Here is a 23,548-nt window from a genome sequence, read left to right on the forward strand (position 1 = left end):
CGTGGGAGACTGGTCCGACCGTCCGACCCACCTGAGGAACCGTGAGCCCACAAGCATCCGCTCCGCTCGAGCCCGCCGCGACCCCGGCCGACGCGATCCGCAACTTCTGCATCATCGCGCACATCGACCACGGCAAGTCGACGCTGGCCGACCGCATGCTGTCGATCACCGGCATCGTCGAGGACCGCGCGATGCGTGCGCAGTACCTCGACCGCATGGACATCGAGCGCGAGCGCGGCATCACGATCAAGTCGCAGGCCGTCCGCATGCCGTGGGAACTCGACGGCGAGACCTTCGCACTCAACATGATCGACACCCCCGGGCACGTCGACTTCTCGTACGAGGTGTCCCGGTCGCTCGCGGCGTGCGAGGGCGCGATCCTGCTCGTCGACGCGGCCCAGGGCATCGAGGCCCAGACGCTCGCGAACCTGTACCTGGCGCTCGAGAACGACCTCGAGATCATCCCGGTCCTCAACAAGATCGACCTGCCCGCGGCCGACCCGGACAAGTACGCCGCCGAGCTCGCGCAGCTCATCGGCGGCAAGCCGGAGGACGTCCTGCGCGTCTCCGGCAAGACCGGGGTCGGCGTGCCCGAGCTCCTCGACCTGGTCGTCCGTCGCGTCCCCGCGCCGGTCGGCAACGTCGACGCCGCGCCCCGCGCGATGATCTTCGACTCGGTCTACGACAGCTACCGCGGCGTCGTGACCTACGTGCGCATGATCGACGGGTCGATCCAGCCGCGCGAGAAGGTCCAGATGATGTCGACGAAGTCGACGCACGAGATCCTGGAGATCGGGGTGTCGAGCCCCGAGCCGAAGCCCACGAAGGGGCTCTCCGTCGGCGAGGTCGGGTACCTGATCACCGGCGTCAAGGACGTGCGGCAGTCGAAGGTCGGCGACACCGTCACCACCGCGCAGAAGCCCGCGACCGAGCCGCTGCCCGGCTACACGGACCCGAAGCCGATGGTGTTCTCGGGCCTGTACCCGATCGACGGGTCGGACTACCCGGACCTCCGCGACGCGCTCGACAAGCTCAAGCTCTCCGACGCCGCACTGGTCTACGAGCCCGAGACGTCCGTGGCGCTCGGCTTCGGCTTCCGCTGCGGGTTCCTCGGGCTGCTCCACCTGGAGATCATCACCGAGCGACTCAGCCGCGAGTTCGGCCTCGACCTCATCACCACCGCGCCGAGCGTGGTCTACGAGGTCACCAACGAGGACAACTCGGTCACCGAGGTCACGAACCCGTCCGAGTTCCCCGGCGGCCGGATCGTCGAGGTCCGCGAGCCGATGGTGCGTGCAGCGATCCTGGCGCCGAAGGACTACGTCGGCGCGATCATGGAGCTGTGCCAGTCACGGCGCGGCTCGCTGCTCGGCATGGAGTACCTCGGCGAGGACCGCGTCGAGATCCGCTACGAGATGCCCCTCGGCGAGATCGTGTTCGACTTCTTCGACCAGCTGAAGAGCAAGACGCAGGGCTACGCGTCGCTCGACTACGAGCCCATCGGCGACCAGGCGGCCGACCTGGTGAAGGTCGACATCCTGCTGCAGGGCGACCAGGTCGACGCGTTCAGCGCCATCGTGCACCGCGACAAGGCGTACGCCTACGGCACGCTCATGACCGAGCGGCTGCGCAAGCTCATCCCGCGCCAGCAGTTCGAGGTGCCGATCCAGGCCGCGATCGGTGCCCGCATCATCGCCCGCGAGAGCATCCGCGCCATGCGCAAGGACGTCCTGGCCAAGTGCTACGGCGGTGACATCACCCGCAAGCGCAAGCTCCTCGAGAAGCAGAAGGAGGGCAAGAAGCGCATGAAGACCATCGGTCGGGTCGAGGTCCCGCAGGAAGCCTTCATCGCGGCGCTCTCCGGCGACGTCGAGGAAAAGAAGAAGTAGTAGCGCCGGACGCGCAGCGCGTTTCGCGCTGAGCGACAGCTCACGCACTGCGACCGCCGAGATCTGTCGGTGAGCGCGAAAGCTCGGCACCGGTTCAGCGGGGCCGCGCGGCCCGCGTCCGCAGGGCGGCCAGGCAGAGGGCCGGGAGGCTCGCCACGGCCAGTCCCGCCAGTGCGGTCCGCAGGATGGCCCAGCGCGCAGCCGCGTCGAAGTCGGTCTGCTCGCCGGAGGCGATCCCGGCGACGACGGCGCCCACCACCATCGCGAGGGTCACGACACCGAGGACCGACGGCAACCGTGGCACCGCGCGCCGGGACACCGCCGAGACGAGCGCGGCTCCGAACAGCAGGACCCCGGCTCCGGCGGCACTCGCCCCGACGGCCGCGATGACGTTCGCCGTGTCGAACCCGTCCCACGTGCCCGGCGCACCGGTGGCGTACCGCGCGGGGGACGCCGCCGCCGCGGTGGTGGCGTCGACCAGCGCGCGGGCGGACGCCGCCACGCCGAAGGCGACGAGGGTGAGCACGGCGAAGGCGACGGTCCGGCGGTCGACAGACCGCGGGCGGGTGGGGGTGGAGCGGGGCACCCGCTGACGATAGCCGCGGGCCGGATGCTTGTCGGGCCTCCAGTCCGGGGCACACGCGATCCGGACGACCCTGCCGGAGCCGTCCCGCGGTTCGGCCCGGGGCGGTCGGCCCAAGTAGCATGGCGGCATGAGCATCCGCGGCAGCTACCGGACCGCCCTGACGTACGGAGCCGTGGGTGCGACCCAGGCGCCGGACCTCATGACGTACCCGCCGGAGGGCTTCACCCCGTCGGAGTCTCGCTCCCGCATCGGCCACGGCGACCAGCGCTTCGAGACCGCGGTCACGCAGACCCTGACCTGGCAGATCCAGGAGCGCAGCGGCATGCGCGTGCACGTCGAGGAACAGCCCGATGACGACGAGGTCCGCTACAACCCGGTGACCTTCGACGACGCCGGTGTGCCGATCGCGCCGGCCTCGATCGGGACGCCCCGGGTCGAGAAGTTCGCGCCGGACGGCACCCCGCTCGTCACGGCGGGCACGAGCGCGACGCTGACGATGCACGCGTTCGGGCAGACCGTGCAGGCGCCGGTGCGCGTGGTGTCCATCATCGACGAGCACGACCGCAAGGGGTTCGCCTACGGCACGCTCGAGGGGCACCCGCTCTCCGGCGAGGAGTCGTTCGTCGTCGAGCGCACGCCGGACGGGTCGGTGTGGCTGCAGATCCGGCAGTTCTCGCAGCCGGCGAGCCGGAAGTGGCGGTTCGTGGCACCCCTGGTGCGACGGCAGCAGAAGGTGATGGCGGAGCGGTACCTGGCGGCGTTGCGGGGCGACTAGGCGTCGCGGCGGCCGGTGTCGCTGCTGGTGCTCGTGCCCGTGTGGCGGTCGCGCGCGCTCGCCGGTCAGCGGAGCGGCGGGAGTGCGGCGATCGCGTCCTCGATGAGAGTGGCGTCCTGTCGGCAGTCGCGGGCGATCGTCACCGCGTTCGTGTGCCGGAGCGCCTCGACGTCGTAGACGCCGGTCGCGACGGCCAGGAACGGGATGCCCGCGGCGTCGGCGGCCTCGCCGTCGCGCGGGGTGTCGCCGACGATGACCGCCCGGGTCCCGGCGAGCTCTGCGGCTGCACGACGCGTCACGCCCGCGCGGTCCACCTCGGTGTCGCCGAAGTACGAGTGCTCCCAGTCGAACAGGTCGGGGTCGAAGCCCGCCCCGGTGAGCTTCACCCGGGCGCGGTACGCCGAGTTGCCGGTGAGCAGGCCGTTGCGCCACCCGAGATCGGCGAAGCGCGACAGGAGCGCCTTCGCACCGGGGACCGGACTGCGGTGGTCACCCGAGGCGTGCCGCTCGGCGGTCAGGTCGCGCAGGTGCCGGCCGACCGTGGGGATCAGGTCGTCCTCGAGCTCGTGGGCCCGCACGTGCTCGGCGATCAGCCCGGCGTCGGTCCGCCCGTGCTGGTGCCCGACCCGGAGCGTCAGGTCGCGGCCGACCGCTCGCTCCAGCGCGAGGTGGTACAGGTTGCCCGGGGACGACGCGTTCATCACGAGGGTGCCGTCGATGTCCCACAGGACCGTGGTGGGGACGGGGTGGTGCTCCATGGCTCCATCATGACGGACAATGGAGTCCATGCCGAGTGCTCTCCCGATCGCCGATCCAGCGCCCGCGGACGGGCTCATCGTCCCGCGTCCGGGCGGGGCCTCCGGTGGGGCACCCGCGGTGGGCGACGTGCCGTTCGGCGTGTACGTGCACGTGCCGTTCTGCCGGGTCCGCTGCGGGTACTGCGACTTCAACACGTACACGGCGTCGGAACTGCGCGGGGTCCGGCGCGACGACTACGCCGGCCACGCCGTCCGCGAGATCGAGTGGGCCGCGACCGTGCTCGACCGCTCCGGGGTACCGCGGCGACCGGTGTCGACGGTGTTCTTCGGCGGCGGGACGCCCACCATGCTGCCGGCGTCGGACCTGGCGATGATCCTCCGGGCGATCGACGACACCTGGGGCATCCTGCCGGGGGCCGAGGTCACGACCGAGGCGAACCCCGACTCGGTCGACGCCGCGTCACTCGAGACGCTGCGCGCCGGCGGGTTCAACCGGATCAGCTACGGCATGCAGTCGGCGGTGCCGCACGTGCTCGCGACGCTCGACCGCACCCACGACCCGCTCCGGGTACCCGTCGTCGTCGACCTGGCGAAGCAGCAGGGGCTCGACGTGTCGCTCGACCTCATCTACTCGACGCCGGGGGAGTCGCTCGACGACTGGCGCACCTCGCTGGACGCCGCGATCGCCTGCGAGCCCGACCACGTGTCGGCGTACTCGCTCATCGTCGAGGACGGCACCGCGATGGGCCGGATGGTCGCCCGCGGTGAACTGCCCGCTCCCGACGACGACCTGGCGGCCGACATGTACGAGCTCGCCGACCAGGTGCTCGGGGACGCCGGGTACTCCTGGTACGAGGTGTCGAACTGGGCGCGCGGCGACGCGCACGCGAGTCGCCACAACCTGTCGTACTGGAAGGGCCACGACTGGTGGGGCGTCGGCCCCGGTGCGCACTCCGCCGTCGCCGGCACGCGCTGGTGGAACGTGAAGCACCCGGCCGCGTACGCGAACCGGGTGCTGTCGGGGGAGTCGCCGGCCGCCGGCCGCGAGACCATCGACGACGAGACCCGCTACGTCGAGCGCCTGCTGCTCGCGGCCCGCGTCCGCGGGGAACTCGCCACGAGCGAGATCCGCCAGGAGGCCCGTGGTCGGGTCGCCGGGCTCATCGCGCGTGGGCTGGTGGACGGCTCGGCCGCGGTGCGGGGACGGATCGACCTGACGCTGCAGGGTCGCCTGCTCGCCGACGCGGTGGTGCGGGAGCTGCTCGACTGAGCGATCGTGCCGACTACTGCTTGATGAACTCGATCGACAGGGGGTAGCGGTAGAACTGGCCCTGGTTCGCGGCGATCGCGGCCATGATGCCGAAGACGAGCGTCAGGACCACGATCAGCGGGAGCAACACCGCGCCGATCAGGACGACCGTGAGGAGTCCCGAGACGACGTAGGCGATGCCCATCGTGATGTGGAAGTTCAGCGCGACCCGGGTGTGTTCGCGGATGAAGTTGCCGCGGTCGCGCAGGACCAGGTACGCCACCAGGGGCGCGACGAAGTTGAAGAAGATGCCGCCGATGTGGGTCAGCGTGGCCCAGAGGCGCTGGTCCTCCGGTCGCATCTGCTGCGGCGGGGTGTACCCGCCCGGGTACTGGGGGCCGTTCGGGTTCTGCGGGCCACCGGGCTGCTGTCCGTAGGTCATGCCCGAAGCGTATCGGGGGAGCAGCCGTGCGGGCGTAGGATCAGCAGTCGACACGTCCGAGTGCCAGTCCGACCGGGAAGGAGACGCTCGTGGTCAGTGAACGCAGCCTCGAGGTCCTGAAGGCGATCGTGCGCGACTACGTGGCGTCGCGCGAACCGGTCGGGTCGAAGACCATCGTCGAGCGGCACGCCTTCGGGGTCAGCGCCGCGACGATCCGCAACGACATGGCCCTGCTCGAGGACGAGCAGCTCATCGCCGCCCCGCACACGTCGTCCGGCCGGGTCCCCACCGACAAGGGGTACCGCGTCTTCGTCGACCACCTCGCGGGTGCCCGTCCGCTCTCCAGCGCGCAGCGGCACGCGATCGAGACCTTCCTCGGCGCCCCGAACGACCTCGACGAGGTGCTCGGGCGCACCGTCCGGCTGCTCAGCCAGCTCACGAACCAGGTCGCCCTGGTGCAGTACCCCTCGATGGTGCGCGCCCGGGTGCAGCACGTCGAACTCGTCCGGCTCGGCGACGCGCGTCTGATGGTGGTGCTCATCACCGACACCGCCCGGGTCGAGCAGCGTGTGGTCGAGACCGACGTGCCGCTCGACGAGCCCTCGCTGTCCGAGCTCCGGTCCGTCGTGAACGGCGCGACCGTGGGCCTCCTGCTCCAGGACGTCCCGACCGCACTCCGGGCGGTGCCGCAGCAGCTCCGTCCCGACGCCCAGACCCTCGGCGGAGTCGTCGTCGCGACGCTCATCGAGCAGGTCGCGGCGAACCGGCAGGACCGCCTGCTCATGGCCGGGGCCGCGAACCTGGCGAAGAGCGAGCAGGACTTCTCCGGCGGCCTCTTCCCGGTGCTCGAGGCGATCGAGGAACAAGTCACCCTGCTCCGGTTGTTCGGGGAGATGCAGGTGGACGACATCGCGGTGGCGGCCCGGATCGGTGCGGAGAACGCCGAGTACGGGCTCGACGCCACGAGCATCGTCGCCGGCGGCTACCTGGCCGGTGGCGAGGTGGCCCGCCTGGGCGTCCTCGGACCGACCCGGATGGACTACGGGACGAACATGGCGGCCGTCCGCGCCGTCGCACGGTACCTGTCCAAGCTCCTGGGCGAACATTGACCGACCGACCGAACCCAACCGACTGAGGGATACGTGGCAGACCACTACGACGTCCTCGGCGTCCAGCGAGACGCCTCCGATGCCGACATCAAGAAGGCCTACCGCCGGCTGGCGCGCGAGCTCCACCCGGACGTGAACCCGGCCCCCGACGCCGCCGAGCGCTTCAAGGACGTGACGCACGCCTACGACGTGCTCAGCGACCCCGAGCAGCGCCGTCGGTACGACGCCGGCCCGCAGGCCGACAGCCCGTTCGGCGGTGGCGCGGCCGGCTTCAGCGACATCTTCGACGCCTTCTTCGGCGGCGGCGGTGGTGGCGGTGGACGCGGGTCGGGCCCGCGCAGCCGTGCCGAGCGCGGCCAGGACGCCCTGCTCCGCATCGAGGTCGACCTCGACGAGGTCGTCTTCGGCACCCACAAGGACGTCGAGGTCGACACGGCCGTGCTGTGCGAGACGTGCCACGGCTCGTGCTGTGCCCCCGGCACCAGCCCGCGCACGTGCGACATCTGCGGCGGGTCCGGGCACATCCAGCGCCAGGTCCGCTCGCTCCTCGGCAACGTCGTGACGAGCGCGCCGTGCGGCACCTGCCGCGGGTACGGCACCGTGATCCCGAGCCCCTGCCCGACCTGCCAGGGCCAGGGCCGCGTCCGCGCCCGACGCACGGTCCCGGTGGACGTCCCCGCCGGTGTCGACTCGGGTCTGCGCCTGCAGATGCCCGGTCAGGGCGAGGTCGGCCCGGCCGGTGGTCCCTCGGGTGACCTCTACCTGGAGATCCGCGTCCGCCACGACGACGTCTTCAGCCGTGACGGCGACGACCTGCTCGCCACGCTCGAGGTCGGCATGACCGACGCGGTGCTGGGCACGACCACGACCATCGACGGGCTCGACGGCCCGGTCGAGCTCGAGATCCGTCCAGGCGTGCAGAGCGCCGACGTGCTGGTCATCAAGGACCGCGGCATCACGAAGCTGCGCGGGAACGGCCGCGGTGACCTGCGGGTCGGCGTGCAGGTCGTGACCCCGACCAAGCTGTCGCACAAGGAACGACAGCTGGTCGAGCAGCTCGCGAAGTCGCACAAGACGACGGCGCCCCAGCTCGCCCGGTTCCAGCAGGGCATGTTCGGCAAGCTGCGCGACCGGTTCTTCAACCACTGATGGCCTCGCTCTACCTGGTCGACTCGCTCGACGGCGTGGCCGTCGGCGGCACCGTGCCGCTCGACGGCCCCGAGGGTCGGCACGCCGTGACGGTGTCGCGGGTGCGCGTCGGCGAACCGCTGCGCATCTCCGACGGCCGCGGCACGGTCGTCGCCGGCTCGGTCGCCGAGGTGGGGCGGGACACCCTGACGCTCGCCGTCGAGACGGTGTCGGTCGACCCGGCGCCGTCCCCGTCGCTGACGCTCGTCCAGGCGCTCGCGAAGGGCGGACGCGACGAGATGGCCGTCCAGGCGGCCACCGAGGTCGGCGTCGACCGGGTGGTCCCGTGGGCCGCCGCACGCAGCGTCTCCCGGTGGGACGGCGCGAAGGTCGAGAAGGGCCGTGCACGGTGGGCGGCGATCGTGCACGAGGCGGCGAAGCAGGCCATCCGCTCCCGGGTGCCGTCGGTCGGAGCGCTCGTCACCACCGGGCAGCTCGTCCCCGCCCTCGGCGAGGGCACCACGGTCCTCGTGCTCGACCCCACCGCGACCGTGCGGCTCGCGAGCTGGGAACCTCCGGCGGACGTCGAGGACATCGCCCTCGTGGTCGGTCCAGAGGGCGGCATCGACACCGCCGAGCTCGACCGGCTCGGAGCGGCCGGTGCCGTCCGGGTGCGGCTCGGCGACAGCGTCCTGCGCACCTCGACGGCGGGTCCTGCGGCGCTCGCTGTCCTGCAGGCGCGACTGGGCCGCTGGTGAGCGGGACCGGCGTCACGGGTGCGTCCTACGATGGAGGCATGAGCACCAGCGAGCCCAGCGTCTTCTCGAAGATCATCGCGCGCGAGATCCCGGCCACCGTCGTCGCCGAGGACGACCGTGTGATCGCGATCGAGGACATCGCGCCGAAGGCACCCGTCCACGTGCTCGTCGTCCCCAAGACCGACCAGTACGCGAACGTCTCCGAGCTGGCGGCGGGGGACCCCGAGCTCCTCGCCCACGTGGTCGCCACCGCGCAGCGCATCGCCGACGAGCGTGCGGGCGGCCAGTTCCGACTCGTCTTCAACACCGGCGAAGCCGCCGGTCAGACCGTGTTCCACGTGCACGCGCACGTACTCGCAGGCGAACTGCAGGAAGGCACCCTTGCCGGATAACGAACCAGTACACCCCGCCGCCGCCGACGACGACCAGCCCGTCTCCGTCTCCCTCCAGGTGGACGGCATCGCCATGGTGCAGCTGCTCGGTCCCCAGGACCGGCTGCTGAAGACCGTGGAGCGGCAGTACCCGGGCGTCCGGGTCGTCGTCCGCGGCAACGAGGTCACCCTGACCGGACCGGACCGCGACGTCACCCGTGCGAAGGCGCTCGTCGACGAGCTCGTCGGCATGGTCCGCCGCGGGCAGGAGATCGGCCCGGCCGACATCCCGATGTCCGCCAGGATCCTCGACGACGACCGCAGGCCGTCCGACACGTTCGGCACCCCGATCGTGTCGAGCCGCGGCAAGTCCGTCCGCCCGAAGACCGACGGGCAGCGCGCCTACGTCGACGCGATCGACGAGCACACCATCACGTTCGGCATCGGTCCGGCCGGCACCGGCAAGACCTACCTGGCGATGGCCAAGGCGGTCCAGGCGCTGCAGCGGCGCGAGGTGAACCGGATCATCCTGACCCGGCCCGCGGTCGAGGCGGGCGAACGGCTCGGCTTCCTGCCGGGCACGCTGACCGACAAGATCGACCCGTACCTGCGCCCCCTGTACGACGCCCTGAACGAGATGATGGACCCCGAGCTGGTGCCGAAGCTCCTCGCAGCCGGCACCGTCGAGGTCGCTCCGCTGGCGTACATGCGCGGTCGCACCCTGAACGACTCGTTCGTCGTGCTCGACGAGGCGCAGAACACCACGCCCGAGCAGATGAAGATGTTCCTGACGCGTCTCGGGTTCGGGTCGAAGATGGTGATCACCGGCGACATCACCCAGGTCGACCTGCCCGGCAACGTGTCGGGTCTGCGGCTGGTGACCCGCATCCTCGACGAGGTCGAGGACATCCACTTCGCCCGCCTCGGCAGCGAGGACGTCGTGCGGCACACGCTGGTCGGCCGCATCGTCGACGCCTACACCGTGTACGACGAGGAGCGCCTGGCGGAACAGGCCGGGCAGCGACCCGGCGGCCGGGGGACCGCTCCGGTCGGCAACCCGGACGGCGCCAACCGCGCCGAGCGCCGCGGACGCCCGCCGCAGGACCGCCAGCGGTCCCCGTACCCCCAGAGTGACGCCCGAGGAGGCAACCGGTGAGCATCGAGCTCAACAACGAGTCCGGCGTCGAGGTGGACGAGGCCGCGATCCAGCGCCTCGCTGCGTTCGCGCTCGACGCGATGCACGTGCACGCCGACGCGGAACTCGCGATCGTCCTGGTGGACGAGGGCGCGATGGAGCAGCTGCACGTGCGGTGGATGGACGAGCCCGGTCCGACCGACGTGCTGAGCTTCCCGATGGACGAGCTCCGGCCCGGCACCGAGGACGACCCGACCCCCGCCGGCCTGCTGGGCGACATCGTGCTCTGCCCGCAGGTGGCCGTGGAGCAGGCGAAGACCGCCGGGCACTCGAGCACCGACGAGATGCTGCTGCTCACCTGCCACGGGATCCTGCACCTGCTCGGGTTCGACCACGCCGAACCCGACGAGAAGGCCGAGATGTTCGGGCTGCAGGGCGAGATCCTGACCGCCTTCGCGGCGCAGCACCGAGGGCGGTAGCGCATGGTCGTCGTCGCCGGACTCCTCGCGGTGGCACTGGTGCTCGTCGTGCTCGGCGGGCTCCTCGCCGCGAGCGACGCCGCGCTGTCCGTCGTGTCCCGGGCCGACCTCGAGGAGATCGCACGGGGCAACAAGCGCCGGCGCGCCATCGAGGCGATCGCCGACGACGTGGGTGCACACGTCAACGCCCTGAACTTCTTCCGGGTGCTGGCGGAGACGGCAGCCGCCGTGCTCGTCACGATCGCCCTCGTCCGCGCCTTCGACAGCTGGTGGCTCGCGCTCGTCCTGTCCGCGGCGATCATGACCGCGGTGTCCTTCGTGCTCGTCGGGTCCAGCCCGCGCAGCGTCGGCCGGGCACACGCGGAACGGCTGCTCGGCGCGACGGGCGGGCTCGTCCGTGCCGTCCGGATCGTGCTCGGACCGCTCGCCGGCCTGCTCGTCCGCATCGGCGACCGGGTGACACCCGGCCGTGGGCGGAGCGCGTCGACCGTCTCCAGCGAGGAGCAGTTGCTCTCCCTGGTCGACGAGGCCACCGAGAGCAACGTGCTCGAGGACGAGGACCGCGACCTCATCCACTCGGTGTTCGAGTTCAGCGACACGCTCGTCCGCGAGGTCATGGTGCCCCGCACGGACATGCTGACCGTCGACGGCACCGACACGCTCGCCGCCGGCATGGAGCGCTTCCTCGCAGCCGGGGTGTCGCGGATGCCGGTGACCGGCAAGGACAGCGACGACGTCCTCGGCGTCCTGTACCTCCGCGACGTCGCCCGTGCACTCTACGAGCGACCGGGCGCCGGCGCCGAACCGGTCACCGCGCTGCTGCGCCCGGCCGAGTTCGTGCCGGAGTCGAAGGCCGCCGACGACACCCTCCGGCACATGCAGGTCGCCAAGAACCACCTGGTCCTGGTGGTCGACGAGTACGGCGGCGTCGCCGGGCTCGTGACCATGGAGGACCTCATCGAGGAGCTCGTCGGGGACATCTCCGACGAGTACGACCGCGCGGTGGTCGACCGGGTCGAGGTCGAGACCGGGGTGTGGCGCATCTCCGCCCGCCTGCCGATCGACGAACTCGGCGACCTGTTCGGCATCGAGCTCGACGACGACGACGTCGACACCGCGGGCGGCCTGCTCACCAAGGAGCTCGGGCACCTCGCCGTCTCGGGTGACACCGTGACCGTGTCCGGCGTGGTGCTCACCGCCGACCGCGTCGAGGGCAAGCGCCGCCACCTCATCACCGTGCTCGCCGAGCGCACCCACGCGCTCGCGGACGTCGAGGACGCCTTCGACGACGCCGACCACTCCACGACGGGAACCCAGCACGCATGACCGACGCCGACACCGCCCAGGTGACCCCCGCCGAGCCCTACCGCGCGGGCTTCGTCTCGTTCGTCGGGCGCCCGAACGTGGGCAAGTCCACGCTGACGAACGCGCTCGTCGGCGAGAAGGTCGCGATCACCTCGTCGAAGCCGCAGACCACCCGCCGTGCCATCCGCGGGATCGTGCACCGGCCCGACGGCCAGGTCATCATCGTCGACACCCCGGGCGTCCACCGGCCCCGCACGCTGCTCGGCGAGCGGCTGAACGACCTGGTGCAGTCCACGCTCGGCGACGTCGACGTGATCGGCTTCTGCGTCCCGGCGAACGAGCCGGTCGGTCCGGGCGACCGCTTCATCAACGACACCCTCGACCAGTACCCGCGGGCGAAGAAGATCGCCATCGTCACGAAGATCGACCGGACGTCGAAGGACGGCGTCGGCGAGCAGCTGCTGGCCGTGTCGAAGCTGCGCGACTGGGACGCCGTGGTGCCGACGTCCGGCACGAAGGGCATGCAGCTCGAGGACCTCCTCGGCGTCATCACCTCCCTGCTGCCCGAGTCGCCGCAGCTCTACGACTCGAGCGCCGTGACCGAGGAGACCGACGAGGAGCGCATCGGCGAGCTCATCCGCGAGGCCGCGCTCGAGGGCGTCCGCGACGAACTGCCGCACTCGCTCGCCGTCGTCATCGAGGACGTCGTCGAACCCGACGAGGACGACGACCCGGACGGCCCGCTGCGCATCTTCGCGAACCTGTTCGTCGAGCGCGACAGCCAGAAGGCGATCGTGATCGGCCGCAAGGGGGAGCGCCTGAAGGACGTCGGCTCGCGCGCACGGACCGAGATCGAGTCGCTGCTCGGCGGTCGGCACGTCTACCTCAACATCCGCGTGAAGGTCGCCAAGGAGTGGCAACGTGACCCGAAGCAGCTCGGACGCCTCGGCTTCTGACGACCCGGCGTCGGGCGCGACGAGGGTCATCCGGGCGGCGGACGCGACGACCGACCACGCCCCGTACCGTGGACGGGTGTTCCGACCCATGATGCGCGCGCAGGTGCTCACCGACCTCGTGATCGCCGTGCTGCTCGGCGGACTCGTGGTGGTCGCCGGCGCCCGGGGGCTCGAGAGCCCGCTCGCGATCGTCACCGTGGTCGGGATGATCGCCGCACTGGCCCTCCGCCGACTGTCGCCGGCGCTCGCCCTGACGGTGGCGTGGGCGTTCGCGGTGTTCCAGATGGTCACCGGGCAGGAGCCCGACCTGTCGAACGCCTTCATCGCCGGCGTCATGTTCACCACGAGCGCGTACGGCAGCCGACGCGTGCGGCTGGCCGGGCTCGTCTCCGCGATCGTCGGCTCGGTCACGGCGGCGCTGTACATCGGGATCGACGACTACCGGAACCGGCTGACCTTCGAGACCGCGTCGACCCCCGCGCAAGAGGCCGTGCAGGTCACCGTGTCGTACTTCGCGGTCGTCCTGATGCTGCTGCTCCTGCCGTGGCTCGCCGGCCTCGTGGTCCGCACCCGACGTGCGGCGAGCATGAGCCGCGAGGCCCAGCTGCTGGCCGAGCGCGACGCAGCCCGGGCCGACCGTGCCGTCGCGGTCGAGCAGGAGCGCGTGCGCATCGCCCGGGACATGCACGACATCGTCGCGCACTCGCTCGCGGTGGTCATCGCGCAGTCCGACGGCGCACGGTACGCGCTCAAGGCCGACCCGGCGGTCGCCGACCAGGCCCTCAGCACGATCTCGGCGACGGCGCGACGCGCCCTGGGCGACGTGCGCGAGCTGCTCGGTGCGCTCCGGCACGAGCAGGGGACCGTGCCCACGCCCGAGATCGACGACATCGACCGCCTGATCGCCGACATGCGGCAGCTCGGCCTCGACGTCCACGTGGAGCGCGAGGGCGACCCCTCCGGCCTGCCGACGACGACACAGCTCGCCGTGTACCGGATCGTGCAGGAGAGCCTGACGAACGCGTACAAGCACGGCGAGCCGGGCAGCCCGGTCCGCGCCGCCCTGACCTACCGTCCGGACACCGTCGAGATCGCCGTCGTGAACCGCCGTGCCGACGACGGGTCACCCGGGCCGGGCACAGGCCACGGGCTCGTCGGCATGCGGGAGCGCGCCGTCATGACCGGCGGCACGATGACGGCCGGAGCGCGTGGCGACGACTTCGAGGTCGCCGTTCGCATGCCCGCCGTCCCGGCCAGCGGCCAGGTGCCCCGTGGCCGCATCACCCAGACCGAGCAGGAGCGAACCGCCCGATGACCACGACCCCGCCGTCCGACCAGCCGATCCGCGTCGCCCTCGTCGACGACCAGGCGCTCTTCCGCACCGGCATCCGGATGCTCATCGACTCGCAGCCCGACCTGCAGTTCGTCGGCGAGGCCGGTGACGGCGCCGAGGGCGTCGAACTCGTCCGTCGGACGCGACCGGACGTCGTGCTGATGGACGTCCGGATGCCCGTCATGGACGGCATCACCGCCACCGGCCGCATCGTCGAGCAGTCCGGCGCGGACGGCGCGAAGGTCCTCGTCCTGACGACGTTCGACTTCGACGAAGCGGCTGCGAAGGCGATCCGTGCCGGTGCGAGCGGCTTCGTGCTGAAGGACGCCGACCCCGAGTTCCTGCTCGCGGCGGTCCGCACGGTGCACGCCGGCACCGCAGTGTTCGCAGCATCGGCCACGCGGGAGCTCCTGCGGCGCTACGACGACTCGGTCGGCCGTGCCGCCGCGGTGCCGCCGGCCTTCGCGGACCTCACGCCCCGCGAGCGGGAGATCTTCGACCTGGCGGCCCGCGGGTTCAGCAACAGCGAGATCGCGCAGCACGAGTACGTCAGCGAGGCGACGGTGAAGACGCACATCTCGCGGGTGCTCACGAAGCTCGAGCTCCGGGACCGTGTGCGGCTCGTCGTGTTCGCGCACGAGCACGGACTGGTCACGAAGGGCGACTGACCCGGCGCACCCGACGGTTCCGGGTGCGCGGTTCGGCGTCATCCGGAGGGATGACCCCTCCACACGGAACCGAGCCGACCGGACGATCCACAGGAGCCGTGGGATCGACGCGGGGCGGGCCTCCTGGCCGTCATCGTGGATGCATGACCAGCAGCCACGCTCCGATCATCCGCCTCGACCACGTCTCCAAGCACTACGGCGACGCCGCCCGTCGTGTGACGGCGCTCGACGACGTCAGCGTCGACATCGGCGCGGGGGAGTTCACCGCGGTGATGGGGCCCTCGGGGTCCGGCAAGTCGACGCTCATGCACGTCGCCGCGGGACTCGACGCCGTGTCGTCCGGACACATCCACATCGACGGCGTCGACATCACGAGCCTCGGCGACAAGGAACTCACCGAGCTCCGCCGCCGGCGACTCGGGTTCGTGTTCCAGTCGTTCAACCTCGTGCCGACCCTCGACGTCAGCGAGAACATCCGGCTGCCGTTCCTGCTCGGCGGCCACAAGCCCTCACGGGACGAGACGGCGTGGATCGACCGGCTGGTGGACATGCTCGGGCTCGGGAACCGCCTGACGCACCGGCCGCACCAGCTGTCCGGGGGCCAGCAGCAGCGCGTCGCCATCGCTCGCGCGCTCGCCTCGCGGCCGGCCGTGGTCGTCGCCGACGAGCCCACCGGTGCGCTCGACTCCCGCACCGGGCGCGACGTGCTCGCGATCCTGCGTGGTGCGGTCCAGGAGTGGGGCCAGAGCGTCGTCATGGTGACGCACGACCCGGTGGCGGCCGCGAACGCCGACCGAATCCTGTTCCTCGCCGACGGCCGGATCGTCGCCGACCGCCCCGCGATGGACGCCGGCGCCATCTCCACCACGATGCTCGGGATGGAGGCCGCGGCGTGAACGGCATCCGTTCGTTCGCCCCCACGGTCCTCGTCGCCGCGCTCGGCACCACGTTCGGCTCCGCTCTCGTCATCGCGCCCGGCATCGTGGCCGAGGCGCTCGGCGCGACCGGGTTCGCCGATCTCGGGCCCGTCAAGGCGATCCTGTCCGTGATCGGGTGGCTGTTCCTCGGCATCGCGCTGTACGTCGGTGCGATCGTCACCGCGAACACCTGCGCGACCCTCATCGCCGGGCAGACGCGGATCATCGCGCTGCAGCGCCTGGTCGGTGCCACCGGGGCGGCCCTGCGCGCCCGGATCACCCGGACCGGCCTGGCGGTCGGTGTGCTCGGCGGCCTCATCGGCGCCGTCGTCGGCACGGGGCTCTCGGCGCTCTTCGTCCTGGTCCTCCGCGGCAACGGATTCCTGCCCGACACCGACTACACCCTGGTGCCGTGGGAGCTCGTGCTGCCGGTCGTGGCCGTCGTGCTCGCCACCTGGGGTGCGTTCGCGGTCGGCTCGCGTCGCGTCCTCACCGTCACCCCGCTCGAGGCGTTGTCGTCCAGCGTCGAGCCCAGCCACGACGACGTGCGGTCCGGCCGGGCACGCAAGGTCTGGGCCATCGTGCTCATGGCCGCCGGTGCCGTGCTCATGCTCCTCGGGCTCGCGGCGAGTGTCGTGTCCCCGGTCGCGGTGCTGCCGGCGGCCCTGGGCGGGTTCGTCTCCTTCGCCGGGGTCGCCGTCGGGGCGACGGTCGTCATGCCGCCCGTGCTGCAGCTCATCGGCCGGATCGGGTCCGGCGACCCCGTGGTCCTGCTCGCCGGTCGCAACGCGATGCGGGCACCCGGTCGGTCCTCGCGGGCGACGATCGGCCTGGTGATCGGCGTGACGCTGCTCGTGACGTTCGCGGTGGCGCTCGGCATCATGCAGCAGGTGCTCGAGACCCAGTTGCAGCGCCTGGGCGACGGGCAGACCACGCCCGAGATGCTCGAGCAGCAGCGGGACTTCTTCGTCCAGGTCAACGCCGTCGTGAGCGTCATCGTCGGGTTCTCGGCCGTCATCGCCGCCGTCGGTGTCGTGAACGCCCTCGCGCTCGGCGTGCTGCAGCGCCGCCGCGAACTCGGTCTCCTGCGTGTGCTCGGGCTCACCGGGGCGCAGGTGCGGCGCATGATCGTCACCGAGGCCGTGCAGATGGTCGTCGCGGCGGTCGTCTCGGGGCTCGTGCTCGGGGTCCTGTACGGCTGGGTCGGCGGGCAGACGCTGCTCGGGTCCCTCGGTGCCCCGGTGACGCCGGTCCTGCCGCCCCTGACGATCGCGATCGTCGTGGTGGGCGCGCTCGTGCTCGCCGTGGTCGCGACCATCGCCCCGGTCCGCCGCGCGATGCGCGTCCCGCCGACGGAGGCCCTCGCGGTCGACTGACGCGTCGCCCTGGGCGCACCGCGTGACGGACGGGAGGCCCGGTGCCAGCTGGCACCGGGCCTCCCGTCCGTCGTCGCTCGCGGCACTGCCCCGCCGCCCGTGCCCGCCGAGGTGGCAGGGTGCCGCCCGCGCCCGCGCCCGCGCCCGCGCCTGCGCCCGTGCCCGCGCCCGCGCCACACCGCTCGCTTCCGCTGAGGTGTCACCACCTGTCGCCCGACCGGCCCTCGGGCGACGCTTCGTGACCCCTCGGCGCAGCACCGACGGCGTGTCTCGACCGCTCGGCGCGCCCCTCGATGCGCCCCTCGGTGCACCGCTCGACAGCCCGCCCGATGCCGCCCGACCCCCGCCGCGTCACACGCTTGCGACAGCCTGGTACACCAGTGCTACCGTGGACGCGATGTACTCGGCGCACCTCCTCCTTCGCTGCCGCGACGAGGCCTGACACACCGGCCCACCTCGTCGCGGAGTCCGTCGTGGCCGCCTCACCCAGAGCACACGAACACGCGACGAAAGCGACGAACGATGCAGAACACGCAGCAGCCCTCCGGCATGCCGATCCACAAGTACGTCCCCTTCCACGAGCAGATCACCGTCGACCTGCCGGACCGCACCTGGCCGACGAAGCGCATCGACAAGGCTCCGCGCTGGTGCGCCGTCGACCTGCGGGACGGCAACCAGGCCCTCATCGACCCGATGGACGCCGAGCGCAAGCGCGGGATGTTCGACCTGCTCGTCGGCATGGGCTACAAGGAGATCGAGGTCGGGTTCCCGAGCGCCTCGCAGACCGACTTCGACTTCGTCCGGTCGCTCATCGACGACGGCGCGATCCCCGACGACGTCACGATCCAGGTGCTGACCCAGGCGCGCGAGCACCTCATCCAGCGCACCTACGAGGCGATCGACGGCGCGAAGCAGGCCATCGTCCACCTGTACAACTCGACGAGCATCGTGCAGCGTGAGGTCGTCTTCCGCACCGACGTGCAGGGTGTCGTGGACATCGCGGTCGCCGGCGCGAAGCTCTGCAAGGCGGCCGAGGCGACGCTGCAGCACGACACGACGATCTACTACGAGTACTCGCCGGAGTCCTACACGGGCACCGAGCTCGAGGTCGCGAAGGAGATCTGCAACGCCGTGCTCGAGGTCTTCCAGCCGACGCCCGAGCGCAAGGTCATCATCAACCTGCCGGCGACCGTCGAGATGGCGACCCCGAACGTCTACGCCGACTCGATCGAGTGGATGTCCCGCAACCTGGCGCACCGCGAGGACGTCATCCTGTCGCTGCACCCGCACAACGACCGCGGCACCGCCGTCGCCGCCGCCGAGCTCGGCTACATGGCCGGGGCCGACCGCATCGAGGGGTGCCTGTTCGGCAACGGTGAGCGCACCGGCAACGTCGACCTGGTCGCCCTGGGCATGAACCTGTTCACGCAGGGCATCGACCCGGAGATCTCGTTCGCCGACATCGACCAGGTGAAGCGCACGGTCGAGTACTGCAACCAGCTGCCGGTGCCCGAGCGCCAGCCGTGGGCGGGCGACCTCGTCTACACGGCCTTCAGCGGCTCGCACCAGGACGCCATCAACAAGGGCTTCGAGGCGATGAAGGCCAAGGCCGCCGCCGCCGGCAAGGACATCGACGAGATCGAGTGGGCGGTGCCGTACCTGCCCGTCGACCCGAAGGACATCGGCCGGTCGTACGAGGCCGTCATCCGCGTCAACTCGCAGTCCGGCAAGGGCGGTGTCGCGTACCTGCTCAAGACCGACCACGCCCTCGACCTGCCCCGCAAGCTGCAGATCGAGTTCTCCGGCGTCGTGCAGCGGCACACCGACACCGAGGGCGGGGAGTTCTCGTCGCAGCGTATCTGGGACGTGTTCCAGGACGAGTACCTGCCCGCGTCGGTCGACGACGAGAAGTGGGGCCGCTACGAGCTCACCAAGACGGCGACGTCGAGCGACTTCGACGGCACGACCTCGCTGTCCGTGGCGCTCCGCGTCGACGACGGCTCGGTCACGGCCGAGGCCGTCGGCACCGGTCCGATCGACGCCTTCCTCAAGGTGCTGGCCGAGCAGGGCGTCCAGGTCACGCTGTACGACTACTCGGAGCACACGATGAGCGCCTCCGGTGACGCGAAGGCTGCGTCGTACGTCGAGCTCGACGTCGACGGCGTGCGCCTGTGGGGCGTCGGTATCGACGCCGACATCTCGACGGCGTCGCTCAAGGCCGTCATCTCCGCGGTGAACCGCGCGGTGCGCGCGGGTGCCGCCGCCGGCGCCGACGCGCCGGCGCTCGTCTCGGCCTGAGATCGCGACCAGGCCGGGAGGCGCGGTGCGGGTCCGTCCCGCACCGCGCCTCCCGTCTGTGCGCACCTCCACCTCTGACGCACGACGCCGTCGTGTCGTCGAGACGCCGCCGGAAGTCGCGGCGTCTCGACGAGCACACGGCGTCGGGTGGAGACGACGGCGTCTCGTCGCAGCGACCGAACCCAAGCCGCCACCCGAGCCGCACGCGGTGTCGGCGGAGCGGGGGATACTGGGGGCATGCCGCTGTACCGGGACGAGTGCGTCGTGTTGCGCACCCACAAGCTCGGTGAGGCCGACCGCATCGTCACGATGCTCTCGCGGCAGCACGGCAAGATCCGCGCGGTGGCCAAGGGCGTGCGGCGGACCGCGTCGAAGTTCGGTAGCCGGCTCGAACCGTTCATGGTCGTCGACGCGCAGTTCTACGAGGGCCGGTCGCTCGACATCGTCACCCAGGCCGAGTCGCTCGGTGCCTACGGAGCCCAGATCGTCGCCGACTACGGCGCCTACACGGCCGCCAGCGCGATGGTCGAGACCGCCGACCGCCTGAGTGAGGCCGACGCCGGACTGCAGCAGTACCTGTTGCTCGTCGGGGCCCTGCGGTCGTTGTCCCGCGGGGAGCACCACTCCAGCGCGACCCTCGACTCCTACCTGCTCCGCGCCATGAGCATCGCCGGGTGGGCGCCCTCGTTCAGCGACTGCGCCGTGACGGGGGAGCCCGGCCCGCACTCCGCGTTCGTGGTGCAGCTCGGTGGGGTCGTCGCCGACCGTGCCGCCCCGCCGGGGACCCCGCGCCTCGACCCGGCGACCCTCGGCGTGCTCGGCTCGCTGCTCGCCGGCGACTGGGCGAGCGTCGACGCGACGGACGAGCGCACGCGTTCCCGGGCCTCCGGCGTGGTCGCGGCCTACGCCCAGTGGCACCTGGAACGATCGCTCCGGTCCCTGCCGCACGTCGACCGGTCCGAGCACCCGCTGCCCGTCCCGCAGCACCACGGCGGACCCGAGGCCACGGCGCGCGCGGTGGCCTCGACCCCGGCGCCGGCTGTGCCCGAGCCCGATCCCGCTGCCGAAGGAGCCCCCACCGCATGAGCCCCCGCCGCCCCGACGACGTCGAACCGTTCCGCCCGATCGACTGGACCGGTGAGACGCCGCCGGCGATCCCGGCCCGGTTCGTCCCGGAGCACGTGGCGATCGTCATGGACGGCAACGGTCGGTGGGCGAACGGCCGCGGGTTGACGCGCATCGAGGGGCACAAGGCCGGCGAGGCCTCGCTGCTCGACGTCGTCGCGGGTGGGATCCAGATCGGGGTGCGGCACATCTCGGCGTACGCGTTCTCGACGGAGAACTGGAAGCGCTCCCCGGAAGAAGTGCGGTTCCTGATGGGCTTCAACCGCGACGTGATCCGTCGTCGTCGCGACCAGCTGCACGAGTGGGGTGTCAAGGTGCGGTGGGCCGGCCGGCGTCCGCGGCTGTGGCGGAGCGTCATCGACGAGCTCGAGACCGCCGAGCGGATGACGGCGGGCAACGACGTGCTGACGCTGACGATGTGCGTCAACTACGGCGGTCGGAACGAGATCGTCGACGCCGTGCGGGGCATGGCTGAGGACGTCGCGGCCGGACGCCTCAAGCCGAGCCAGGTCACCGAGAAGGCCCTGGCGAAGCGGCTGTACGTGCCGGAGATGCCCGACGTCGACCTGTTCCTCCGCAGTTCGGGGGAGCAGCGCACGAGCAACTTCCTGCTGTGGCAGTCGGCGTACGCCGAGATGGTGTTCCTCGACCGGCTCTGGCCGGACTTCCGTCGCACGGACCTGTGGGGGGCGATCGAGGAGTACGCGCGCCGCGACCGTCGCTACGGCGGCGCGGTCGACGCACCGACGGCGTAGCAGCAGCCGGACCGGGCTCAGCGCGGCAGCGGCCCGTCGAGCAGGTGTGCCGCGGACCGCACCGCGTCGAGCGCCGCCCGGATGCTCGGCACACGCTCGGCCCCGCGGGCCACGACGACCTCCACGCGCCGGGCCAGGTCGTCGTCGACCGGGTCGACCCGGACCCCGGCGGGGATCACCGTCGTGTCGAGCGCCAACCGGGGGAGCAGCGCCACCCCGAGTCCGGCGGCGACGAGCCCCACCACCGCCGCCGCGTTGTCGGTCTCGAGCACGATCTCGGGGACGAAGCCGGCGGTCGCGCACGAGGCGAGCAGGTGGCCACGGCACCGCGGGCAGCCACCGATCCAGCGCGCCTCGCGGTGCGACGCCAGGTCCACCGTGGCCGAGCCCGCGCCGCCGCCCGTCCCCGCGCTGCGCACCCCAGCGAGCGCCGCCCCCGCGGCACCGCTCGCTCCGACCGACGTCACCAGCGCGAGCGGATCCCGACCGAGGGCCCGGGTGACGAGCGCCGGGTCCGGAGCGGCTCCGACCTCGTCACCGACGTACGTGAAGGTCAGGGCGACGTCGACCTCGCCGGCGCGCAGGAGCTCGAGCGCCTCCGGCGGTTCGACCTCGACGTAGGTGGTCGTCACGCCCGGGGCCGTGGCCGCCAGCCGGGCGAGCACCGCGGGCACCAGGGCGGACGAGGCGCTCGGGAACCCGGCGAGCCGCACCCGTCCGCGGGACAGGCCCCCGACGGCGTCGAGGTCCTCGCGTGCGGCGGTCAGCGCGGCCTGCACGTGCAGGGCGTGGTCGGCGAGCACCTGCCCGGCGTGGGTGAGCGTGGCACCGCGTCCGCCACGCAGCACCAGGGCGTGCCCGAGTCGCTCCTCGGCGCGGGCGAGCAGCTGGCTGACCGCCGGTTGGCTCGACCCGAGGGCCGCGGCGGCGCGGGTGATCGACCCGCCGTCGGCCACGGCGCGCAGGACCCGCAGCAGCTGGGGATCGATCTCGTCCATCACGTGATGTTATCGCCCGTACAACGAACCGGCCCTGGCGTGATGGGCCGCGAGGCGCGACGCTGGCCGCATGGACTCCTTCCCCGGCGGCCGCGGGTACCTGGCGGCGTGCACCGCAGGCCTGCCGACCCGCGCGACCCTCGCTGCACAGCGGGCCGACCTCGACGCGTGGTCCCGCGCCGAGACGACCCCCGCGCACTACGGGGCGCTCGTCGAGCAGGGGCGCGCGCGCTTCGCCGAGCTGGTCGGCGTCGGAGCCGAGCACGTGGCGACGGGCTCGCAGACCTCGGTGATGGCCGCGGTCGTCGCCGACGCCCTGCCCGACGGTGCCGAGGTGGTCGTCCCGGACGGCGACTTCAGCTCGGTCGTGTTCCCGTTCCTCGCACAGGCCCACCGTGGCGTCCGGGTCCGGAGCGTCCCGCTCGACCGGCTCGCCGCCTCCGTCGGACCCGACACGGCCCTCGTCGCGTGGTCCGCCGTGCAGTCCGCCACCGGCGTGGTCACCGATCCGGGCCCGGTCGTGGCCGCCGCCCGCCGCGTCGGCGCCCTGACCCTGTGCGACCTGACGCAGGCCGCCGGCGTCCTGCCCGTCGACGCCGCTCCGTTCGACGTGACGCTCACCCACGCGTACAAGTGGCTCTGCGCGCCTCGAGGGGTCGCCTTCATGACGCTCTCCGACACCGCGCTCGGTCGGCTCCGTCCGGTGCAGGCCGGGTGGTACGCCGGTGCCGACGTGTGGTCGTCCTGCTACGGCCCCGCCATGCACCTGGCCGACGACGCGCGTCGCTTCGACGTCTCGCCGGCCTGGCAGGCGTGGCCCGGCGCCGTGGCCGCGCTCGAACACGCCGTCGCGCTCGACCAGCAGGCGGTCTGGAGGCACGCCACCGGTCTCGCAGACCGGCTGTGCGACGCCCTCGGGTCGCCTCGGCAGGGCGACGGGCAGGCGATCGTGACGTTCCCCGACGCCGACGGGTCGGCGCTCCGCGCGCTCACCGCCGCGGGGCTGACGGCCTCCGGCCGTGCCGGGCGCCTGCGGATCGCGTTCCACCTGTGGAACGACGAGTCGGACGTGACCGCCGTGGCGGACGCGCTGGTCGGGGTGGGGGCGAGCGCCCCGCGGGCGTGAGCGCGGACGGCG

23 protein-coding genes are annotated in these 23,548 nt (G+C 72.1%); 19 read left to right on the forward strand and 4 right to left on the reverse strand.

The features are described 5' to 3' along the window. Positions 1-41: 41 nt before the first annotated feature. Positions 42-1,889 (forward strand): translation elongation factor 4, encoded by a 1,848-nt coding sequence (gene lepA / locus I8920_RS06525; protein ID WP_198658323.1) that lies wholly within the window; start codon positions 42-44, stop codon positions 1,887-1,889. Positions 1,890-1,983: 94 nt separating this feature from the next. Here the strand turns inward: lepA and I8920_RS06530 are convergent, their stop codons facing one another. Then, positions 1,984-2,475 (reverse strand): hypothetical protein, encoded by a 492-nt coding sequence (locus I8920_RS06530; protein ID WP_198658324.1) that lies wholly within the window; start codon positions 2,473-2,475, stop codon positions 1,984-1,986. Positions 2,476-2,602: 127 nt separating this feature from the next. Between I8920_RS06530 and I8920_RS06535 the strand changes: the two genes are divergently transcribed. Then, on the forward strand, positions 2,603-3,250 hold the full coding sequence (locus tag I8920_RS06535) for a DUF1990 family protein (protein ID WP_198658325.1): 648 nt from the start codon (positions 2,603-2,605) through the stop codon (positions 3,248-3,250). A 65-nt stretch (positions 3,251-3,315) separates the two neighbouring features. On the opposite strand, the gene I8920_RS06540 is transcribed toward I8920_RS06535, so the two are convergent. Next, positions 3,316-4,008, reverse strand: a complete 693-nt coding sequence (locus I8920_RS06540; protein ID WP_198658326.1) for an HAD family hydrolase — start codon at positions 4,006-4,008, stop codon at positions 3,316-3,318. Between the two features lie 28 nt (positions 4,009-4,036). On the opposite strand from I8920_RS06540, the gene hemW reads away from it, so the two are divergent. Beyond that, complete coding sequence (gene hemW, locus I8920_RS06545) at positions 4,037-5,278, forward strand: radical SAM family heme chaperone HemW (RefSeq protein WP_198658327.1); 1,242 nt, start codon at positions 4,037-4,039, stop codon at positions 5,276-5,278. Positions 5,279-5,291: 13 nt separating this feature from the next. Here the strand turns inward: hemW and I8920_RS06550 are convergent, their stop codons facing one another. After that, positions 5,292-5,699, reverse strand: a complete 408-nt coding sequence (locus I8920_RS06550; RefSeq protein WP_232832846.1) for a DUF4870 domain-containing protein — start codon at positions 5,697-5,699, stop codon at positions 5,292-5,294. Between the two features lie 89 nt (positions 5,700-5,788). On the opposite strand from I8920_RS06550, the gene hrcA reads away from it, so the two are divergent. The 15 genes from hrcA (at position 5,789) to I8920_RS06625 (ending at position 21,412) form a co-directional block, all read left to right on the forward strand. After that, complete coding sequence (gene hrcA / locus I8920_RS06555) at positions 5,789-6,808, forward strand: heat-inducible transcriptional repressor HrcA (protein WP_198658328.1); 1,020 nt, start codon at positions 5,789-5,791, stop codon at positions 6,806-6,808. Positions 6,809-6,841: 33 nt separating this feature from the next. Next, complete coding sequence (gene dnaJ / locus I8920_RS06560) at positions 6,842-7,957, forward strand: molecular chaperone DnaJ (RefSeq protein WP_198658329.1); 1,116 nt, start codon at positions 6,842-6,844, stop codon at positions 7,955-7,957. Further along, positions 7,957-8,694, forward strand: a complete 738-nt coding sequence (locus I8920_RS06565) for a 16S rRNA (uracil(1498)-N(3))-methyltransferase (protein WP_198658330.1) — start codon at positions 7,957-7,959, stop codon at positions 8,692-8,694. Before dnaJ ends, I8920_RS06565 begins: the two co-directional genes overlap by 1 nt. A 38-nt stretch (positions 8,695-8,732) precedes the next feature. Then, the gene (locus I8920_RS06570; protein ID WP_198658331.1) at positions 8,733-9,086 is read left to right on the forward strand and encodes a histidine triad nucleotide-binding protein; all 354 of its coding nucleotides are present in this window, start codon (positions 8,733-8,735) and stop codon (positions 9,084-9,086) included. Next, a complete protein-coding gene (locus tag I8920_RS06575; protein WP_198658332.1) occupies positions 9,076-10,221 on the forward strand; it encodes a PhoH family protein in 1,146 nt (381 codons plus the stop codon). The genes I8920_RS06570 and I8920_RS06575 overlap by 11 nt, the downstream gene beginning before the upstream one ends. Continuing rightward, on the forward strand, positions 10,218-10,679 hold the full coding sequence (ybeY, locus tag I8920_RS06580) for an rRNA maturation RNase YbeY (RefSeq protein WP_198658333.1): 462 nt from the start codon (positions 10,218-10,220) through the stop codon (positions 10,677-10,679). Before I8920_RS06575 ends, ybeY begins: the two co-directional genes overlap by 4 nt. Before the next feature lie 3 nt (positions 10,680-10,682). Next, positions 10,683-12,005: a hemolysin family protein gene (locus I8920_RS06585; protein WP_198658334.1), complete on the forward strand. Its 1,323-nt coding sequence runs from the start codon at positions 10,683-10,685 to the stop codon at positions 12,003-12,005. Then, the gene (gene era / locus I8920_RS06590; protein WP_198658335.1) at positions 12,002-12,940 is read left to right on the forward strand and encodes a GTPase Era; all 939 of its coding nucleotides are present in this window, start codon (positions 12,002-12,004) and stop codon (positions 12,938-12,940) included. Before I8920_RS06585 ends, era begins: the two co-directional genes overlap by 4 nt. Further along, positions 12,906-14,255 (forward strand): sensor histidine kinase, encoded by a 1,350-nt coding sequence (locus I8920_RS06595; RefSeq protein WP_232832847.1) that lies wholly within the window; start codon positions 12,906-12,908, stop codon positions 14,253-14,255. The genes era and I8920_RS06595 overlap by 35 nt, the downstream gene beginning before the upstream one ends. Further along, the gene (locus tag I8920_RS06600) at positions 14,252-14,941 is read left to right on the forward strand and encodes a response regulator (RefSeq protein WP_198658336.1); all 690 of its coding nucleotides are present in this window, start codon (positions 14,252-14,254) and stop codon (positions 14,939-14,941) included. The genes I8920_RS06595 and I8920_RS06600 overlap by 4 nt, the downstream gene beginning before the upstream one ends. 143 nt (positions 14,942-15,084) lie before the next feature. Then, positions 15,085-15,837 carry an ABC transporter ATP-binding protein gene (locus I8920_RS06605; protein ID WP_198658337.1) on the forward strand — a complete coding sequence of 251 codons (753 nt, stop codon included), beginning with the start codon at positions 15,085-15,087 and terminating at the stop codon, positions 15,835-15,837. Beyond that, positions 15,834-17,234 (forward strand): ABC transporter permease, encoded by a 1,401-nt coding sequence (locus I8920_RS06610; RefSeq protein ID WP_198658338.1) that lies wholly within the window; start codon positions 15,834-15,836, stop codon positions 17,232-17,234. The genes I8920_RS06605 and I8920_RS06610 overlap by 4 nt, the downstream gene beginning before the upstream one ends. A 522-nt stretch (positions 17,235-17,756) precedes the next feature. After that, positions 17,757-19,532 carry a 2-isopropylmalate synthase gene (gene leuA, locus I8920_RS06615; RefSeq protein WP_198658339.1) on the forward strand — a complete coding sequence of 592 codons (1,776 nt, stop codon included), beginning with the start codon at positions 17,757-17,759 and terminating at the stop codon, positions 19,530-19,532. Between the two features lie 237 nt (positions 19,533-19,769). Continuing rightward, positions 19,770-20,618, forward strand: a complete 849-nt coding sequence (recO, locus tag I8920_RS06620) for a DNA repair protein RecO (protein WP_198658340.1) — start codon at positions 19,770-19,772, stop codon at positions 20,616-20,618. Continuing rightward, positions 20,615-21,412 carry an isoprenyl transferase gene (locus I8920_RS06625; RefSeq protein ID WP_198658341.1) on the forward strand — a complete coding sequence of 266 codons (798 nt, stop codon included), beginning with the start codon at positions 20,615-20,617 and terminating at the stop codon, positions 21,410-21,412. Before recO ends, I8920_RS06625 begins: the two co-directional genes overlap by 4 nt. 17 nt (positions 21,413-21,429) lie before the next feature. Here I8920_RS06625 and I8920_RS06630 read toward each other — a convergent pair whose 3' ends face one another. Continuing rightward, complete coding sequence (locus I8920_RS06630; protein ID WP_198658342.1) at positions 21,430-22,410, reverse strand: LysR family transcriptional regulator; 981 nt, start codon at positions 22,408-22,410, stop codon at positions 21,430-21,432. Between the two features lie 70 nt (positions 22,411-22,480). On the opposite strand from I8920_RS06630, the gene I8920_RS06635 reads away from it, so the two are divergent. After that, complete coding sequence (locus I8920_RS06635) at positions 22,481-23,536, forward strand: aminotransferase class V-fold PLP-dependent enzyme (protein ID WP_198658343.1); 1,056 nt, start codon at positions 22,481-22,483, stop codon at positions 23,534-23,536. Positions 23,537-23,548: the final 12 nt, after the last annotated feature.

Source organism: Curtobacterium sp. YC1 (assembly GCF_016267665.1).
Classification (GTDB): domain Bacteria; phylum Actinomycetota; class Actinomycetes; order Actinomycetales; family Microbacteriaceae; genus Curtobacterium.